The organism is Streptomyces sp. SUK 48 (genome assembly GCF_009650765.1).
Classification (GTDB): domain Bacteria; phylum Actinomycetota; class Actinomycetes; order Streptomycetales; family Streptomycetaceae; genus Streptomyces.
In genome coordinates, this window is the sequence record NZ_CP045740.1 from 1,468,372 (window position 1) to 1,486,380 (window position 18,009).

Annotated in this window: 15 protein-coding genes; 13 read left to right on the forward strand and 2 right to left on the reverse strand. The window is 73.2% G+C overall.

The annotated features are described in order from the left end of the window. The first annotated feature begins 36 nt into the window (after positions 1–36). The 5 genes from GHR20_RS06290 (at position 37) to GHR20_RS06310 (ending at position 6,571) form a co-directional block, all read left to right on the forward strand. Complete coding sequence (locus tag GHR20_RS06290) at positions 37–870, forward strand: alpha/beta hydrolase (RefSeq protein ID WP_153812549.1); 834 nt, start codon at positions 37–39, stop codon at positions 868–870. Then, a complete protein-coding gene (locus GHR20_RS06295) occupies positions 851–1,381 on the forward strand; it encodes a hypothetical protein (RefSeq protein WP_153812551.1) in 531 nt (176 codons plus the stop codon). Before GHR20_RS06290 ends, GHR20_RS06295 begins: the two co-directional genes overlap by 20 nt. A 56-nt stretch (positions 1,382–1,437) precedes the next feature. Continuing rightward, positions 1,438–3,501: a prolyl oligopeptidase family serine peptidase gene (locus GHR20_RS06300; protein ID WP_153812553.1), complete on the forward strand. Its 2,064-nt coding sequence runs from the start codon at positions 1,438–1,440 to the stop codon at positions 3,499–3,501. A 6-nt stretch (positions 3,502–3,507) separates the two neighbouring features. After that, the gene (locus GHR20_RS06305) at positions 3,508–4,221 is read left to right on the forward strand and encodes an alpha/beta fold hydrolase (protein ID WP_153812554.1); all 714 of its coding nucleotides are present in this window, start codon (positions 3,508–3,510) and stop codon (positions 4,219–4,221) included. A 64-nt stretch (positions 4,222–4,285) separates the two neighbouring features. Next, positions 4,286–6,571, forward strand: a complete 2,286-nt coding sequence (locus GHR20_RS06310; protein ID WP_153812556.1) for a non-ribosomal peptide synthetase — start codon at positions 4,286–4,288, stop codon at positions 6,569–6,571. A 121-nt stretch (positions 6,572–6,692) separates the two neighbouring features. On the opposite strand, the gene GHR20_RS06315 is transcribed toward GHR20_RS06310, so the two are convergent. Next, entirely contained in the window at positions 6,693–8,135 is a 1,443-nt protein-coding gene (locus tag GHR20_RS06315; protein WP_243877953.1) for an aminopeptidase P family protein, read from the reverse strand. Between the two features lie 339 nt (positions 8,136–8,474). Between GHR20_RS06315 and GHR20_RS06320 the strand changes: the two genes are divergently transcribed. The 7 genes from GHR20_RS06320 to GHR20_RS06350 all read left to right on the forward strand — a co-directional run bounded on the left by GHR20_RS06320 (position 8,475) and on the right by GHR20_RS06350 (position 15,944). After that, complete coding sequence (locus GHR20_RS06320; RefSeq protein WP_243877954.1) at positions 8,475–9,728, forward strand: MFS transporter; 1,254 nt, start codon at positions 8,475–8,477, stop codon at positions 9,726–9,728. A gap of 62 nt (positions 9,729–9,790) precedes the next feature. Further along, positions 9,791–10,612, forward strand: a complete 822-nt coding sequence (locus tag GHR20_RS06325; RefSeq protein WP_243878305.1) for a cupin-like domain-containing protein — start codon at positions 9,791–9,793, stop codon at positions 10,610–10,612. Beyond that, on the forward strand, positions 10,609–11,883 hold the full coding sequence (locus GHR20_RS06330; protein ID WP_153812559.1) for an aminotransferase class I/II-fold pyridoxal phosphate-dependent enzyme: 1,275 nt from the start codon (positions 10,609–10,611) through the stop codon (positions 11,881–11,883). The genes GHR20_RS06325 and GHR20_RS06330 overlap by 4 nt, the downstream gene beginning before the upstream one ends. Then, positions 11,880–13,070, forward strand: coding sequence for a CoA ester lyase (locus GHR20_RS06335; protein ID WP_153812561.1), 1,191 nt, complete (start codon positions 11,880–11,882; stop codon positions 13,068–13,070). Before GHR20_RS06330 ends, GHR20_RS06335 begins: the two co-directional genes overlap by 4 nt. Beyond that, a complete protein-coding gene (locus GHR20_RS06340; RefSeq protein ID WP_243877955.1) occupies positions 13,067–13,987 on the forward strand; it encodes an acetaldehyde dehydrogenase (acetylating) in 921 nt (306 codons plus the stop codon). Before GHR20_RS06335 ends, GHR20_RS06340 begins: the two co-directional genes overlap by 4 nt. Next, positions 13,984–14,994 (forward strand): 4-hydroxy-2-oxovalerate aldolase, encoded by a 1,011-nt coding sequence (gene dmpG, locus GHR20_RS06345; RefSeq protein WP_153812563.1) that lies wholly within the window; start codon positions 13,984–13,986, stop codon positions 14,992–14,994. The genes GHR20_RS06340 and dmpG overlap by 4 nt, the downstream gene beginning before the upstream one ends. Next, positions 14,991–15,944 (forward strand): ornithine cyclodeaminase family protein, encoded by a 954-nt coding sequence (locus GHR20_RS06350; RefSeq protein WP_153812565.1) that lies wholly within the window; start codon positions 14,991–14,993, stop codon positions 15,942–15,944. The genes dmpG and GHR20_RS06350 overlap by 4 nt, the downstream gene beginning before the upstream one ends. Before the next feature lie 20 nt (positions 15,945–15,964). Here GHR20_RS06350 and GHR20_RS06355 read toward each other — a convergent pair whose 3' ends face one another. Beyond that, entirely contained in the window at positions 15,965–16,456 is a 492-nt protein-coding gene (locus GHR20_RS06355; RefSeq protein WP_153812567.1) for a MaoC family dehydratase, read from the reverse strand. Between the two features lie 147 nt (positions 16,457–16,603). On the opposite strand from GHR20_RS06355, the gene GHR20_RS06360 reads away from it, so the two are divergent. Further along, positions 16,604–17,965: a hypothetical protein gene (locus tag GHR20_RS06360; protein WP_153812569.1), complete on the forward strand. Its 1,362-nt coding sequence runs from the start codon at positions 16,604–16,606 to the stop codon at positions 17,963–17,965. The last annotated feature ends 44 nt before the right edge of the window (positions 17,966–18,009 follow it).

Genomic DNA, 18,009 nt, shown 5'->3' on the forward strand with positions numbered 1-18,009 from the left:
GCCCCCTCCGCCCAGCCCCCCAGGGAGTTCGCCGCCGTGCCACTCGCCAGGATCAACGGAACGGATCTGTCGTACGCGGTCGACGGCGACCGGGGCGACCCGGTGCTGCATGTCGCCGGGTCCGGTCAGTCCTCGGTCGTCTGGGAGATGCAGACCGTGCCCGCGCTGCTGGCGGCCGGCCACCGTACCGTCGTCTTCGACAACCGGGGCATGCCGCCCTCGGCGGTGCCGCCCGCCCCGTACACGGTGGAGGACCTGGTCGCGGACACCGTCGGCCTGATGGAGCACCTCGCCCTGGGCCCCTTTCATATGATCGGCTCGTCGCTCGGCGGCCTCGTCACCCAGGCGGTCGCCCTGCGCCGGCCGGACCTGGTCCGCTCCGTCACCTTCCTCCAGGGCTGCGGCGACCTCTCCCCCGCCGCCGTACCCGTCCTCGAAGCCACCGCCGAGCTGTACGCGCTGGACGCCCCGCCCCCGGCCGCGCTGCGTTGGCTGGCGGCGGACGGGCTGGTCCCGCCCACGCGCTGGCACGACGCGGGCGCGGTGGCCGAGGCGCGGGAGCTGACCGCCGAGATCATCGCGGGTCCGGCCGGTGCCGGGGTGGCCGGGCAGACCGCGGCGACCCTGGAGTGGGCCGGCGCGGACCATCTGACCGAACTCGCCGGCCTGTCCGTACCGGCCCTGGTGGTCGCCTCCGAATGGGACCGCATGTTCCCGCCGGTGCTGCTCCGGCGCGCGGCCGAGGCCATGCCGGACGCGCGTTACCTGGAGATCGACGGCGCGGCGCACGTGCCGACCGGCCACTCCGCCACGATCGCCGCCGCGATCCTGGACTTCCTGAAGGAGATCGGTGAACCCTCAGCAGACTGAGCCCGCGCCCGCCGGGGCCGACCCGCTCGCCCTCGCCTTCCACAAGTTCGCCCTCTTCGCCTCGATGTCCGCCCGGGCCAACCCGGGTATCGCCCCCCGCGTGCTCGCGGTGGGCGAGGTGCCGGAGGGCCTCGGCGCGGCGCTCGACCGGCGCGGGATCGCCGTGCTCCGGGTGAGCGCGCGGGACGTGCTCGGCGCGGACCCGGCGGGCCTCGGCGGCGGCCGGCGCTTCCCCGGCGCCTCCGTCGAACCGGCCTGCCCCCAGCTGGACGGGGTGCCCGCCGCCCGGCTGATCGGCGCGCTCGCCGACCTGGTCGTCCCGCACGGCGCCGTCCTCCTCGCGGGGCCGCGGCGGTGCGGGGAGGTCCGGGAACTGCTCGCGTCCTGCGGCCTGCACGACAGCGACGATCCCCGGGCGGGCACCCATCTGCTGGCGCGGAAGAAGGACGTCTGCTGCCACGACCGCGACCAGGAGTTCCACGACCGCAGCGCCATCTGGTGCGAAGGCTGACTCCAGCGCCATCCGGTGCGAAGAACGGCTTCGCGACCGCCGACGAAGGGTTCACCATGATCCGCCCCCCGCACCCGGCCCCCTACGGGACCTGGTCCTCCCCCGTCACCGAGGAGGCGGCCGCCTCGCACCCCGGCCGGGCCGAATGGCTCGGCTGCGTGGGGGACGAGGTGTGGTGGACCGAACTGCGGCCGAGCGAGGGCGGCCGGCAGGTCCTGCTGTGCCTGCGCGACGGACAGCGGCACGATGTGCTCCCCGCGCCGTGGAACGTCCGCAACAGCGTGCACGAGTACGGCGGCCGGCCCTGGACCGGCCACGAGCGGGCGGCCGGGGGCCCGCTCGTCGTGTTCACCCACCATCCCGACCAGCGGCTGTACGCGTACGCCCCGGACGAGGACGAGGCGCCCCGCGCGCTGACCCCCCGGGTGGCGCCCGGCGAGGGCCGTGGACTGCGCTGGTGCGCACCGCGTGTCGGACCCGGTGGCGAGGAGATCTGGTGCGTGCTGGAGGAGCACACGGGCCCGCGCCCCGGCGACGTACGGCGCGTCCTGGCCGCCGTACCGCTGGACGGCTCGGCCGCCGGGGACCGCGGCGCGATCAGGGAACTGACCGGTGACGGGCACCGGTTCCTCACCGGGGTGGTGCTCTCGCCGGACGGCGGGCGGGCCGCGTGGCTGTCGTGGGACCACCCCGACATGCCGTGGGACGCGACGCGGCTGCACCTCGCGCGGATCGACGCCGACGGGGACCTGCGCGAGCAGCGGACGCTGACGCTCGCCTCGGACGAGGGCGGGGACGAGGGCGGGGACAGGGACGCGGACGGAGACGGAGGCAAGGGCGGTGACGAGCGCGGTGCCGAGGGGGCGGTCCGTGAGTCGATCGCCCAGGTCGAGTGGTACTCCCCCGACGAGCTGATCGTCGCCGGCGACCGCAGCGGCTGGTGGAACCTGCACCGCGTGGACGCCGTCACCGGGCGCGCGACCGCTCTGCACCCCGCGCGGGAGGAGTTCGCGGGTGCGCTGTGGCAGGTGGGCATGGAGTGGTTCCGGGTGCTGCCCGGCGGCCGGATCGCCTGCCTGCACGGGCACGGCCGGCTCGCCCTCGGCATCCTCGACCCGGCCACCGGCACGCTGACGGACGTCGAGGGCCCGTGGACCGAGTGGGCGCCGACGCTGGCGGTGCGCGGGGACCGGGTCGTCGGCGTGGCGGCGGGACCGGCGTCCGGCTATGAGATCGTGGAGACCTCGGCGGACACGCTCGACGCGAAGGCGATCGGCGGCTCCCACGGCGACGCGCTCGACCCGGACTACTGCCCGCTGCCCGAGCCACGCACCTTCGCGGGCGCCGACGGACGCGACATCCAGGCGTGCCTCTACCGCCCCCGCAATCCGCGGTTCACCGGCCCCGAGGGCGAGAGGACACCGTTCGTGGTGTGGGCGCACGGCGGCCCGACCGCGCGCACACCGAAGGCCCTCGACCTCCAGATCGCCTACTTCGCCTCACGGGGCATCGGTGTCGTGGCCGTCGACTACAGCGGCTCCACCGGGTACGGCCGCGCCTATCGCGAACGGCTGCGCGGCCAATGGGGAGCAGGCGACGTGCGGGACTGCGCGGACGTCGTCTCGGCGCTCGTCGCGGAGGGCCTCGCCGACCCCGCGCGGGTGGCGATCCGTGGCGGCAGCGCCGGGGGCTGGACCGCCGCCGCGTCCCTCACCTCCCCGCTCGCCGGGGGCCGTTACGCCTGTGCGGCGATCTACTATCCGCTGCTCGACGCGGCGGCCACGGTCTCCGGTGAGACGCACGATTTTGAATCCCGGTACGTGGAGGGGCTGATCGGCCGCCCGGACGAGGTGCCGGAACGCTTCGCCGAGCGGTCCCCCATCCATCACGCCGAGCGCGTCACCACGCCGTTCGCGCTCTTCCACGGGGCCGAGGACCCGGTCTGCCCGGCGGCCCAGTGCGACCGGTTCCTGGCGCGTATCAAAGATCCGGACCTGGTGCGCACCCATCTCCTTTTCGCGGGCGAGGGACATGGATTCCGCCGCGAGGAGAACATCATCGCCGCGCTGAAAGCCGAATTGCGGCTCTATCTCGACACGTTCGGCCCTTCGGAAGGTTGATCACGCATGGACGGTTCCCGTTCGGAGATCCTGCTCTGCTTTCCGGCGGCCGGTGGCGGTCCCAGTTTCTTCGCCCCCTGGAGCGAGACGTCGTCCGTCTTCGACGTGATGGCGGTCGATCTCCCGGGAAAGGAGAAACTGCTGTTCGACGAGCCGGCCGACAGCATTCCCGGGCTCGCCCGCGCGGTGCTTCCCGCCGTGCGCGCGGCGGTGGCCGGGCGGCACCGGATCACCCTCTTCGGCCACTGCTTCGGCGCGATCGTCGCATACGAACTGGCCCGGCTGCTGGAACTCGAAGACTCCGCACGCGATTTGGTTCTCTTCGCCAGCGGGTCCGCCGCGCCCGGCGAGATCCCCTGGACGCGCGCGGCCGCACTGCCCGACGCGGGGCTGCTGCATCAGATCGGCCTGAACGCCGGGGAGTCCGGGACCATCCCCGAGGACCCTGAGCTGCGCGAGCTGATCCTGCCCGCCCTGCGCGCGGACGTGACCGCGCACGAGTCGTACGAGCCTCCCGCGGGTCCCCTCGCCTCGTGCTCCGTCGTCACCGTGCGCGGCGAGCACGACGCGCTCGTCAGCGCCGGGGCGGCCGCCCGCTGGCGGACCTGCACGACGGGCCGGTTCGGCGGCTTCGAACTGCCCGGCGGCCATATGTATCTCACCGAGCGGTGGGGTCCGCTGCTGGCCCATATGGAGAAGGAACTCGGCGACCACGCCTGATCCACACACCGCGGCCCCGCCGCGTGGACGACACGAACCCGAAGAACGCTGGGAGTTGAAGCGCATGCGTGCACAGCGGTCGTCGAACGCCGAGGCCGGCATCCCTGCCGGCCCACCGCAGGACCTGCTGGCGGCGGCCGTGCTCGCGGTCTCCCGCTTCGCCGGACAGCGGGACGTCGAGGTCCGGGTGGGCCTCGGCGGCCACCGGGCGGTGGACGTCCTCGTGGCGGAGGGAACCGGCGTCGGGGCGTACCGGGAAACGCTGCTGCGGCACTACGAGAAGGCCATGGCACCGGCGGGCGCGGACGTGCCCGCCCGGCTGCTGGTGGAGGCCATCGGGGGCGACACGGCGTGCCCGTCCCTCGTGATGGCCCGGGACCCCGATGGCGGCGGGGCGGTGGTGAGCGCGGGTCCGGGTGACGTGCCCGAGTGGCTGGCGGAGCGGCTGGCGGCCGCCGCCGGGCATCTGCGGGGGCTGCTCACGGACCCGGCGTGGCAGCACCGGACGCTCGCGGACCTCCCGCTTGACGACGCGGACGCGGAACGGGAGTTCGTGGCCCTGGGTCGGGACGCGGCGCTCCCATCGGACCTCCCCGCGGGCATCCACGCCGCGTTCGGCGCGCAGGCCCGGCGCACTCCCGACGCCGTGGCGGTGACAGACGCGGGCACAAACATCCGCTACCGGGAGCTGGACGCGTGGGCCGAGGAGATCGCCGCCCGGCTGCGGGCGGCCGGCGCGGTGCGGGGCAGCCGGGTGGGTGTCCTCCTCGACCGTTCGGCGGCGACGGTCGCCGCGCTGCTGGCCGTCCTCAAGGCGGGCGCGGTGTACGTCCCGGTCGACCCCCACGTACCGGACGAGCGGCTCGCGTTCATGGCGGCGGACTGCGGCCTCGCGCTCGCCGTCACCGAGGACGTGGAGCGGGTAGGCCGCCTCGGCCTGTCCGCGGTCACCGCCCGGCGGCTCGGGGACGCCCCGGCGGCCGTGCCGGACGCGATGACCGGCGGCGACCAGGATGATCCGGCGTACATCGTCTTCACCTCCGGCTCGACCGGCCGGCCCAAGGGTGTCGAGGTCGCGCACCGCGGCGTGCTCAGCCTGGTGGCGGCGACCGCCCCGGACTTCGGGTTCGGTGCCGGGGACGTGTGGACCTGGTTCCACTCCGTGGCGTTCGACTTCTCGGTGTGGGAGATCTGGGGCTGCCTGCTCACGGGAGGGCGGCTGGTCGTCGTACCCGAGTCCGTACGGCGCGCACCCGACGAGTTCCGCGCGCTGCTGGCCGAGCAGCGGGTGACGGTGCTGAACCAGACGCCGTCCAGTTTCACGCAGCTGGTGGAGCTGGAGTGCCGGGAGCGCACCGAACTCCCGCTGCGCCTGGTGGTGTTCGGGGGCGAGACCCTCGACACGGCGGGCCTCGGGCGGTGGCTCGCGGTGCGTCCGGCCGAGGAGTGCCGGCTGGTGAACATGTACGGCATCACGGAGACGACCGTGCATGTCACGGCGCGGGAGATCACCGCGGAACTGGTGGCCGCCGCGTCCCGGTCGGTGGGGCCCGCGCTGCCCGGCTGGTCGGTGCGGGTGGTGGACAGCCGGCAACGGCCGCTCCCGGCGGGTGCGTTGGGCGAGATCGCGGTGGGCGGTGCGGGGGTCGCCCTCGGGTATGTGAACCGCGCGGAGCTGACCGCGCGGCGGTTCGTCGCCGATCCGGTGAGCGGGGAGCGGCTCTATCTCAGCGGGGACCGGGGGCGGATGCTGCCGGACGGGTCCCTGGAGCACCTCGGGCGCCTCGACCAGCAGGTCAAACTCCGGGGGCACCGGATCGAGCTGGGCGAGATCAGGGCCGTACTGCTGGCGCGGCCGGAGGTGCTCGCCGCGGCGGTGGTGGTCGCCCGGCCCGCACCGGAGGACCCCGCCCGCGACCGGCTGGACGCCTATGTCGTGCCCGCTCCGGACGCGGGCCCCTGGGACGCCGAGGAGGTCCGGCGAGGGCTGGCCGCGACGCTGCCCGGCTATATGCTCCCGGCCACGTTCACCCCGTTACCCGCGCTGCCGCTCACCGCCAACGGGAAGCTCGACGTGGCGGCCCTCCCCGTCCCCCGGCCGGGCCGGACCGAGGAGGCGGCGGACCCGGCGGACGGCACCGAGGCCCTGGTGCTGGCCTGCTGGGACAGGGCGACGGGGCTCGCGGCGGGCCTGGACGACAACTTCTTCGACCTCGGCGGCAACTCCCTCCTCGCCACCCGCCTCGTCACCGCCCTGCGCGACCACGGCCTTGGCTCGGCCCGCCTCGCCGACCTCTACCGCCATCAGACGCCCCGCCTGCTGGCGGCCCACTATGCGCGCTCCGGTTGACGGGGGGTGTCCGCGCGGGCGGGGCGGGGTCCGCGCGGAACGCCCGGACCCCGCAGGAGCGACGTCCCGCGCCCGCCCCCTCGTCCCGGGGCGCGGGCGCGGGCCCTCGGTGGCGGCCGGGTCAGGCTCCGAGACCCGCCATCCAGGTCTCGACCTCCGCCGAGCGGCGCGGGAGCGAGCGGGAGAGGTTCTCGTTGCCGGATTCCGTGACGAGGATGTCGTCCTCGATGCGTACGCCGATGCCCCGGTACTCCTCGGGCACGGTCAGGTCGTCGGCCTGGAAGTAGAGCCCGGGCTCGACGGTGAGGACCATGCCGGGCTCCAGCGTGCCCTGGACGTACATCTCGGTGCGGGCCGCCGCGCAGTCGTGGACGTCGAGGCCGAGCATGTGGCCCGTGCCGTGCATCGTCCAGCGGCGCTGGAGGCCGAGCTCCAGGACCTTGTCCACCGAGAGGTCGCCCAACAGGCCCCAGGAGACGAGGTGTTCGGCGAGCACCCGCTGCGCCTCCAAGTGGTACTCGCGGTACCCGGCACCGGGCTTGACCACCGCGATGCCGGCCTCCTGGGCCTCGTACACCGCGTCGTAGATCTTGCGCTGGAGCGGGGTGAAGCGGCCGCTGACCGGCAGGGTGCGGGTGATGTCGGCCGTGTAGAGGTTGCGCGTCTCCACCCCCGCGTCGAGCAGCAGCAGGTCGCCGGGGCGCACCGGGCCGTCGTTGCGCACCCAGTGGATCGTGGTGGCGTGCGGTCCGGAGGCGCAGATCGAGGCGTAGCCGACGTCGTTGCCCTCGACGCGGGCGCGCAGGAAGAACGTGCCCTCGATATAGCGCTCCGAGGTGGCCTGTGCCTTGTCGAGGACCCGTACGACGTCCTCGAAGCCGCGCGCGGTCGCCTCGCAGGCGAAGCGCAGGTCGGCGATCTCGAAGTCGTCCTTGATCCGGCGCATCTCGGAGAGGAACACCCGCAGTTCCTCGTCGCGTTCGGCGGTCACCTTGTCGGTGAGGGCGTCCTCGGTCACCGTGTCGTACCCGCGCAGCACCCGCACCGGGCCGGTGGACTCGCGCAGCGCCTGCGGCAGGGCGCGGACGTCCGCGCAGGGCAGGCCGAGGAGTTGGGCGTTCTCGCCGAGGCTGTTGCGGCGGCCGTCCCACAGTTCACCGCGGGCGGAGAGCCAGAACTCCCCGTTCTCCCGGTCGGAGCGGGGCAGCACGTACGCGGTCGCGGTGTGGCCGCCGGCGTCGAGGGGCTCCAGGACCAGCACGCCGTTCTCGGTCTGGTCGCCGGTGAGGTAGACGTAGTCGGAGGAGGGCCGGAAGCGGTAGTAGGTGTCGTTGGCCCGGACCGCGAGCCGACCGGCCGGGACCACCAGGCGCTCCCCGGGGAAGCGGGCGGAGAGCTCGTCGCGGCGGCGGGCGGTGTGGGCGGCCTGCGCTATCGGCTTCAGGTCGTCGCGCTCGGTGTCGTCCCAGCCCTCGTTCATGTTCGCGGCGAGTTCATCGCTGATCCTGCGGTCCAGGCCGTTCTTCCGCTGTTCGACTGGTGCGCCGGACGTCCGCTCGGTCACGTTTTCCTCCTGCGTCGATTCGGTCGGGACCGCCCGTTCAGCTGCGGTCGGCCGTCATCGTATGGGGAAATAATTCACCCTCGCACAGGAAGTCCGGAACAGCCGGATCCGTGTCCCGGAACCGGAGTCACATTTCCCAACTCACGCCACAAATATAAGCCGTTGACACCCCGCGGTGATCACCCTACTATCACCACGGCACGGCAGCGGGCGGGGGCGCGCCAGATCGGCACGGTCGGCGGGGAAGCGTTTAGTTTCCCGACATGTGGCGGAACCGAGTTTCCGGCCCGAATTTGCCAGAGCTTTCCAGATGGCCTATTTCACGCCGACAGGAGTGCTGTGTCCGCAGCCGTTTCGGGGTCGCATTCGGGGTTCGGTTCCTATCTGAGACTGCTCCGGTTACCCGGCGCCGCGCCCCTGGCCCTGTGGGGCGTGGTGGGCCGGGCCCCGATCGCGATGCGGTCCATCAGCATCCTGATGCTCGTCTCCGCGCTGACCGGCTCCATGGCCGAGGCGGGCACGGTGGCCGCCGCCATGCTGCTCGCCCAGGGTGTGGTCAGCCCGCTGCTCGGGCGCACCGCCGACCGGATCAGCCAGCGCCGGGTACTGCTGACCGCGGGCGTCGCCCACATCGCGGGCATGACGCTGCTGCTCCTCGCGATCACGCTCAAGGCCCCGCTGGTGCTGATGATCCTGGCGGCGGTGGCCACCGGCTGCACCTCGGTGTCGTTCACCTCGTTCATGCGGGCGCGCTGGGCGGTGATGGCCGAGGCGGACGTGCTGCGCACGGCGTACGCCATGGAGTCCGTCCTGGACGACACGATCTTCCTGCTCGGCCCGCTCGTGGTCACCGTGCTGGCGTCGGCCGTGCACCCGGCCGCCGGGCTGGTCGCCTGCGGGCTGCTGACGCTGGCCGGGTCGGTCGCCGTCGCGCTGCACCGGCGCTCCGAGCCGGCCCCGCAGGGGGCGACGGGACAAAGCACCGAGCGCGCCATCAAGGTGCCCGGCGTATGGATCCTGATGCTCTGCTACGCCGGGATGGGCTTCCAGTTCGGCGCGGTCGACGTCACGATGATCGCGTTCGCCAAGGAGCAGCACGCGACCGGGCTCGGCGGTGTGTTCCTGGCCCTGATCTCGGTGGGCAGCCTGCTCGCGGGCGCCGTCTACGGCGCCGTCAACTGGCGTCTGTCCCAGGCCCGTCTGCTGACGGTCACGTGCGGCGTGCTCACGCTGGGCGTGCTGCCGCTCGCCTTCGCCCCCTCCCCCCTCGTCATGGGCTTCCTCGCCGTCCTCGCGGGGGTCGCGATCTCACCCGGGCTGATCGCGGGCAGCACACTCCTCGAATCGGTCTGTCCCAAGGGCGCGTTGTCCGAGGGATTCTCGTGGCTCACCAGCGCGGGCGCCCTCAGCATCGCCACGGGCACGGCGGCCGGGGGCCGGCTCACCGACTCCTTCGGCTCCGCCGCGGGGGCCTGGGCGGGCGTCGGCGGCGGGCTGTTCGCCCTGGCGCTGGCCGTCCTCGGGCAGCCGGCGCTGCGCGGTGAGCGGCCCGCGGTGGAGCCCGCCGCGGAATGGGCGGTGCAGGAACAATGAGCGGAGAGGGAAGAGTTGTGGACGCAAGCGAGCCTGTCCCGGCGAAGAGCGGCCTCGGCGGTCTGCCCGTTCCCCGGCTGTCGTTCGAGGAGTTCACGGCCTTCGGGCGGGACGCCCTGATCCGTGCGGACGTCCCCGTGGTGATCACCCTGCCGGGCGGCACCAGGGGCATGGGCAAGGAGGGGGTGGCCGAGCTGCTCGAGGAGCTGCCGGTCACCCTGTTCACCGAGCCCAGCGACAAGCGGAACCCCGAGCGCTGGACCACCAGGGAGATCCGGCTCGCCGAGTTCTTCGCCGACGACACGTACCGAAACGACGCGAGCACCTGGAACCGCGTCGTGTCCAACATCCGCGACCGGCCGGGTGACGTCGACACGATCCTCGGCTTCGACGCGGGGAAGCTGTTCGACTACCGGCGCGCCCTCAACGCGGCCAACCTGTGGATCAGCCACCGCGGGGTGTTCACCCAGAGCCACTTCGACGAGCTGGAGAACTTCAACATCGCCCTGGAGGGCCGCAAACGGTTCGTCATGGCGCCGCCGGGCTCGCGCGCGTACTACCCGCGCTCGCTGAAGCGCGGGTTCGGCGACAAGTCGCAGGTCTTCGACTTCGACGACGTGGACCCGGCGCGCTATCCGAGGATCGCGGCCAAACTCGCCCGGCGCCGTGAAGTCGTCCTGGAGCCGGGGCAGATGCTCTACCTTCCGCTGGGCTGGTGGCACCAGGCGGAGTCGCTGGACGCGATGAACATCAATGTGAACTTCTGGCTGCGCGACCCCAAGATCCTGCGCCGTCCGTACGTGCTCGGGGTGGCGCTCTACACGGCGGTCTTCCGCAAGCTCAAGGGCGTCTACAACTACGAACCGGCACAGGCGGCGTCATGACCGAGCGCATCACCATCACCCCCACCCACCGGTACCGCAACAACGACAAACTCATCGGCATCGGCAACGCGTTCTGGGACATGTCGGAGCGCAACGGCCTGGCCGGCATCGTGGCCGACCTGGACTCCGGGGTGCTGCGGGCCACCGCCGGACACGCATTCGTCCCGGACGGCCATGAGTTCGTCAACTTCAGCTGCTGCTCCTACCTCGACCTCGACTCCCATCCGAAGGTGATCGAGGGCGGGCTCGACGCGATGCGCCGCTACGGCGTCCTGGACCACTGCATCGCCCGCAGCCGGGTGCAGATCCCGGCCATGCTGGAGCTGGAGGACTCCCTCGGCGAGCTGTTCGGGGCGCAGGTGGTGTGCTCGATCGCGGCCAGCACGGCCACGTTCGGGCTGCTGCCGCTGATCGCCTCCGGGCATCTGGGCGACGGCACGCGGCCGTTGATGGTCTTCGACAAGAACGCCCATGTCTCCATGGCGAACCTCAAGCCCGTCTGCGCCGACGAGACCGAGGTCGTCACCTCGCCCCACCACGACCTCGACTTCCTCGAGGACGCGTGCCGGAAGTACGCGCGCGTGGCCTACGTGTGCGACGGCAGCGACAGCCTGGGCGGCTACGCGCCGGTCAAGGAGCTGGCCGAACTCCAGGACCGCTACGGTCTGCTGGTCTACTACGACGACTCCCACTCGCTGTCCGCCTACGGGGAGCGCGGCGTCGGGTACGTCCGCACGCACAGCCCGGTGCTGGACGAACGCACCATCGTGGTGGTCACCCTGAACAAGGCGTTCGGCACCAGCGGCGCGGCCATCGTGCTCGACGGATACGCGAAGGAGACGCTGCGGGTCATCGAGCGCTTCGGCGGCGCCCTGAACTACTCGCAGCTGCTGAACACGGCCGCGGTCGGCGCGGGCCTCGCCTCCGCCGAGATCCACCGCACATCCGAACTGGGGATTCTCCAGGCCGGGTTGTACCGCAACATCGAACTCTTCGACTCTCTCGTGCACACGGAGCAGACCGGCAGCACCTACCCGATCCGGCTGGTGCCGATGAGCGACGAGACGGTGATCGAGGCCGGACGGCGGGTCTTCGAGGCCGGGTTCTACGTCTCCCCGGTGTTCTTCCCGATCGTCGCCCGCGGCACGGCGGGGCTGCGCGTGATGATGCGCGCGGGCCAGACCGCGGAGCAGGTCCGGGCGCTGTGCGCGGTCCTCACCGAGGTCGGTGCCTCCCCCGCGATACCCGCGCCCGGGGAGGCGGCACGATGACCGACGCCACCCGGGCGCTGCCGCGCAGCATCCTGTACACGCCCGCGCTCTCCCTCGACGTGGTCGCCAAGGCGTGGTCGTACGACGCCGACGTGCATCTGATCGACCTGGAGGACGCCGTTCCGCCGCCCGGCAAGGAGGCGGCGCGCCAGGTGTGCCGGGTGGCGCTGGAGAAGGCGCCGGTCCCGGCCAACACCGGGGTGCGGATCAATCCGCTGGGCACCCTGGACGCCGTACGCGACCTGCTGATGCTCGCCGAGTCGCCGGTGTGCCCCGGCATCGTGGTGATGACCATGGTGGACTCGCCCGTCGAGGTACGGCTGCTGCGGGACATGCTGGCCACGGCCGGGGCGCACCCGGAGATCTACGTGACGCTGGAGACCCCGGCCGGCGCCCACGCGGTGGACGCGATCGCGCGGGCCGCCGACGGGCTGATCCTCGGCTCGGCGGATCTGGCCGCCACCCTGGGCATCGAGATCACCTGGGCCGGTCTGCTGGCCACCCGCCAGGCGATGGCGCTCGCCTGCGCGCGGTACGGCACGGCCTGTGTCGACACGGCCAACTTTCGGCTCGACGCGCCCGAGGTGCTGGCCGAGGAGATCGAGCGGGTGCGCGAGCTGGGCTTCCACGGCAAGGTGGCGGTGCATCCCGGCGAACTCGCCGCCATCAACCGGGCGTTGCGGCCCGACGCGGCGGAACTGCGCCACGCGCGCCGGGTCACCGAGGCGGTCCGGGCGGCGGACGGGGGTGTGGCGCTGCTGGACGGCGCCATGGTCGGACCGCCGTTCGCCCGCCGCGCGCGGATGACGGTGGAGCGCGGGGAGGCGTGGAACGCGCGGTTCGCACCGACGGGCGCGGGAGCGGCGGGCCCGGGAGGCGTGGCTCCGGGAGGGGCGGGTCCGGGAACGGCGGGTCCGGGAACGGTGGGTCCGAGAGCGGCGGGTCCGGGGGCTGTCGGCGCGGGGAGCGCCGGTGCAGGGAGCGCCGGTGCAGGGAGCACCAGTGCGAGGAACGCGGGCGCAGGGAGCGCGGGCGCAGGGAGTACCGGTGCAAGGGCCGCCGGTGCAGGGAGCACCAGTGCAGGGAGCGCCGGTGCAGGGAGCACCAGTGCGAGGAACGCGGGCGCAGGGAGTACCGGTGCAAGGGCCGCCGGTGCGGGGAGTGCGGAGTCGGGGGTGGCGCGGTGAGCGTCACCGACGACAGAGCGGTGCACACCGGCCCGGGGATCTCGGTCGCCGTCATCGGCACCGGCTCCATCGGCCAGGACCTGGTCTCCAAGATCCGCCGTTCAGCCGTGCTGGACTGCGCGCTGGTGGCCGGGCGCGACCCGGAGTCGGCGGGGCTGCGCCGTGCCGCCGGGCTCGGCTGTCCGACCAGCGCGGACGGGATCGGCGCGATCCTCGCCGCGCCCCGGCCCTTCGACGTGGTCTTCGACGCCACCAACGCCCGGGCGCACGCCGAACACCGGCGGCTGCTGGGGTCGTTCGACACACTGCTGATCGATCTGACGCCGAGCAAGATCGGGCAGATGGTGGTGCCGACCGTGACAGGGGTGCACGCGCCGCCCGAGGGCGACGTCAGCCTGATCAGCTGCGGCGGCCAGGCGTCGGTCCCGGTGGCGCACGCCCTCGCCGGCCGGTTCGACGTGCGCTACCTCGAGGTCGTCTCGACCGTCGCCTCCAGCGTCGCGGGCCGGGCCACCCGGCTCAACCTGGACGAGTACGTCGCGACGACGCAGCAGGCGCTGACCGCGTTCACCGGGGTGGGCGACACCAAGGCGATCCTCAACATCAGCCCGGCCGTGCCGCCCGCGACCTTCCGCACCACCGTGCACGCGCTGGCGCCCGGGGCCGAGATCGGGGCCGTACGGACCGTGGTGGACGAAGCGGCCAAGCGGGTACGGGAGTTCGCGCCCGGCTACCGGGTGCGCGCCTGCGAGGTGCGCGGCGAGCTGATCGCCGTCACCCTCGAAGTGACCGCCGACAGCGAGGTGCTGCCCGCCTACGCGGGCAACCTGGACCTCATCGACGCGGCCGCGGTCCTGGTCGCCGAGCAGCACGCGGTCCGGCTCGCCCCAGCCGCCCGGCAGGGGGTGAGCCGGTGACCGCGGTGGTGATCCACGACCCCACCCTGCGCGACGGCCAGCACGCGGTGCGCCATCAGCTGGGCACGGAGGCGCTGCGCGGCTACGCGGCCGCCGCCGACGCCGCGGGCGTCCCGGTGGTGGAGGTGGGGCACGGCAACGGGCTCGGCGCCTCCTCCGTCCAGGTCGGCCGGGCCGCCGTACCGGACGACCTGATGCTGTCCACCGTGCGCGAGGCGCTCGCGCACAGCCGGATGGCGGTGTTCCTGCTGCCCGGCTGGGGCACCTGCGACGATCTGCGGCGGGCCCTGAAGCACGGCGCCGATGTGGTGCGGATCGGCGTGCACTGCACCGAAAGCTCCCTCGCCGAACGCCACTTGGGCTTTCTCGCCGAGCAGGGCGCCGAGGCCCACTGCGTCCTGATGATGAGCCATATGGCCACCCCCGCCGCACTCGCCGAGCAGGCGGCCCGCGCCGTCGGCCACGGGGCGCGCGCGGTCGGCATCATGGACTCGGCCGGGCACTTCCTGCCGGACGACGTCAGCGAGCGGATCGGCGCGATCCGGGCCGCCGTCGACGTGCCGGTGATCTTCCACGGGCACGACAACCTCGGCATGGCCGTGGCCAACTCGGTCGCGGCCGCGCGGGCGGGCGCGGGGATCATCGACGGCTGTGCGCGCGGCTTCGGCGCGGGCGCGGGCAACACCCAACTGGAGGTGCTGGTACCGGTGCTGGAGCGCACCGGGTTCACCACCGGCATCGATCTGTACGCGCTGCTGGACGCCGCCGAGTTCGCCGAGCGTGCCCTGATGCCGGCGCCCCCGGTGACCGACTCGCTGAGCATCGTCAGCGGTCTCGCCGGGGTCTTCTCCGGGTTCAAGCACCAGGTCCTCGAACAGTCCCGGCGCGCCGGTGTCGATCCCCGTGACGTGTTCTTCGCCCTCGGCAGACGGCAGGCCATCGCCGGGCAGGAGGACATGATCGGGGACGTGGTCGCGGAACTGAGCGCGCGGGGGCCGGTCGCGTGAGCGGGCCGGTGTTCATCGGGCCCGCGGAGATGGCGGGCACCGAGCGGCTGCTGCGGGTGGTCGACGCGCTCGCCGAGGCCCTCGCCGATCTGTCCGCCGGGCGTACGTCCTCTCCCCCGCGCACGGTCGTCCCGCACCAGCGGGGCGGGGAGCTGCTCGCGGCGACCTCCGTGTGGGAGCGGCACGGCGTGGGCAGCGTCAAGATCACCACGCTGACGCCGGGCAACCCGGAGCGCGGCCTGCCGCTGATCCACGGGCTGGTCGCGGTCACCGATCTGGCGACCGGCCGTATCACCGCGCTGCTGGACGGCGCCGAGCTGACCGCCGTCCGCACCGGCGCGGTCGCGGCGCTCGCCACCCGGCTGTGCGCGCCCGAGGACGCCGCCGACCTGGCCGTGCTGGGCGCCGGGGTGCAGGCACGGGCCCTGGTGCGGGCCGTGGCCGCGGTGCGCCCGCTGCGCACGGTCCGGGTGTTCTCCCGTACCCGCGGGCGCGCCGAGGAGTTCGCGCGCCGGCTCCGGGACACCTCGGGCGGGGCGCTCCGGGTGACCGTGTGCGACACGGTACGAGAGGCCGTCTCCGATGCCGCGGTCGTCTGCACCACGACGTCGACCAGCGGGCGGGAGCCGCTGGTCGAGGCGGGCTGGGTGGCTCCGGGCGCGCATCTCAACGTGATCGGCGGTACCCACGAGGACGCCCTGGAGGTCGATCCGGCGCTACTCGCGGACGCGCTCGTCGTCGTGGAGGAGCGGCGGGCCGCGTGCGCGGAGGCCGGTGAGGTGCGGGCCGCGCTGGCGGACGGGCTGATCGGTCCGGGGGCGCTGCGCGAGCTGGGCGAACTGGTCGGCGCCGGGGCCCCGGCGGACGGCCGTACCTCGGTGTTCCGCGGGGTGGGCCTGGCCATCGAGGACACCGCCGCCGCGGCCGCCCTGTGCGCGGGCGCCGCGTGATGGCGTGCGGGGCGGTGGTGTCAGGCCGTCTCGCGGCAGCGGACCAGGAAGGACCGCTCGAAGACGATGACGGTCTCCCCGGTGGACTTGTGCCCGGTCGTCTCGACGGTGACGATCCCCTGCCCCGGCCGGGAGTTGGACAGCCGCTTGCCGAGGATGCGGCTCGTCGCGTACAGGGTGTCGCCGACGTACACCGGGTCCTTCAGCCGGACCCGGTCCCAGCCGAGGTTGGCCACCGCCCGCGCGGACAGCGCCTGCACGGTCATGCCGCTGATCAGGCAGATCGTGATGCCGCTGTTCACCAGCACCCGTCCGTGCTCGGTGCCTTCGCCGTACGCCTTGTCGAAGTGCAGGGGGTGCTGGTTCATCGTCAGCAGCGTCAGCCAGGTGTTGTCGGACTCGGTGATGGTCCGCCCGGGCCAGTGCTTGATCACCATCCCCGGCGCGAAGTCCTCGTAGTCGCCGCCGTGTTCCTCGACGTACTCGTTCTCGCCCACCTGGCGCAGTGTCATACGGCCTTCTCCCGGGTGCGTGTACGGCCTGCGGGGCGCCCGGACTCGCGGCGGCGCCGGGCACACCCTAGCGGTGCGCGGCGGCTCGTAAGCGATGGCGCGTGACCGGCGGCTCGTGATCAGAAGAAGGAAAGGAGAGGAAACCGGATGACCGTGCTCCTGGAGGCGGATCCCTCGCCGGTGACGGGCCACCCGTGGTTCGGCCGGTACCGGCTGGCGCCCGCGGCCGGCGCGGCGACGCTCCGCGACCTGCTGCGGCACGAGATACGGGACACGGGCTACTGGTACCAGACCCATCTGCCGGCCGCGCCGATCGCGCTGCCCACCGCGTCGTACGCCGAGTTGTTCCGTGTCTCGCGGGCCCTGCTCGACCTGGTGCGGCGCACCGCCCTGGAGAGCGCGGCCACCACCGAGGGGCGCCTGGCCGCGTACCGCATGCCGGCCAGTGAGCAACGGCTGTTCCTGGAGGACCAGTTCACCGAGGAGCGGTACGCGGACTGCGTGGCCCGCCCGGACATCGTGATCGGGCCGGACGGACCCCGGTTCCTGGAGTTCAACGTCAGCGGCGCGCTCGGCGGGCCGGTGGAGTTCCACTGCCGGATGGAGGTCTGGCGGCGGCTCTACACCGATGCCCGGGGGCGGTTGCCGTTCGCGTACCAGCACCCGTTCACCGTACGTGCCGAGATGTTCCGGGAACTCTGCGCCGAGGCCGGGCTGCCGCCCCGGGTGGCGATGGCGGGCAGCGCCCGCGACCAGGGCGGCCACACCCGGTACTTCGACCTCCAGGTCGACCACTTCCGCCGCCATGGCCTGCTCGCCCGCTTCTTCGAACCGGAGGACCTGCACGAGGCATGGGACTGCCCGCCGCACCTGCGGTACTCCCTGGGGCTGCGGGACTTCACCCTCCCGGACTGGGCCGAACTCGGCATCGACACCGCGCCGGTGCAGGCCGCGCTGGACCACGGCTGCCTCCTGGTCGGCACCCAGACCTCCACCTTCCTGTCCAGCAAGCTGACCCTGGGGCTGCTGTCGGAGGGCCGCCCGTGGATGAGCGCGGCCGAACGCGCCCTCGTCGACCGGTATCTGCCCTGGACCCGGGTCCTGTCCCACCGGTGGACGACCCGGGGTGAACGCACGGTCGACCTGGTGGAGTTCGCCGTCTCACACCGGGAGTCGCTGGTGCTCAAGGAGAGCATCGGGATGAGCGGCCGGCAGGTCGTGATCGGCCGGGAGACGGACCAGGCCGCGTGGGCGGCGGCGGTGACGGCGGCGGCCGAGACCGGCACCAGCGTGGTGCAGGAGTTCGTGGCGCCGCGCACCTGCCGGCTCGCGGTGGTGGCCGACGGGGTGGACGAGCCGTACGACACCGAGGTGGCACCGGTGTTCGGGCCGCTGCTGTTCGGCGGCCGCCCCGCCGGCCTGTTCGCGCGGTTCTTCGGCGACGGAAGGGAGGGAATCGTCAGCGTCGCGGGCGCGGGCTGCTCCGACGACTGCGTGGTCTTGGTCTAGGCACGACCGACAGAGCAGAAGGGACACCCGTGGTTTCCGCAGAC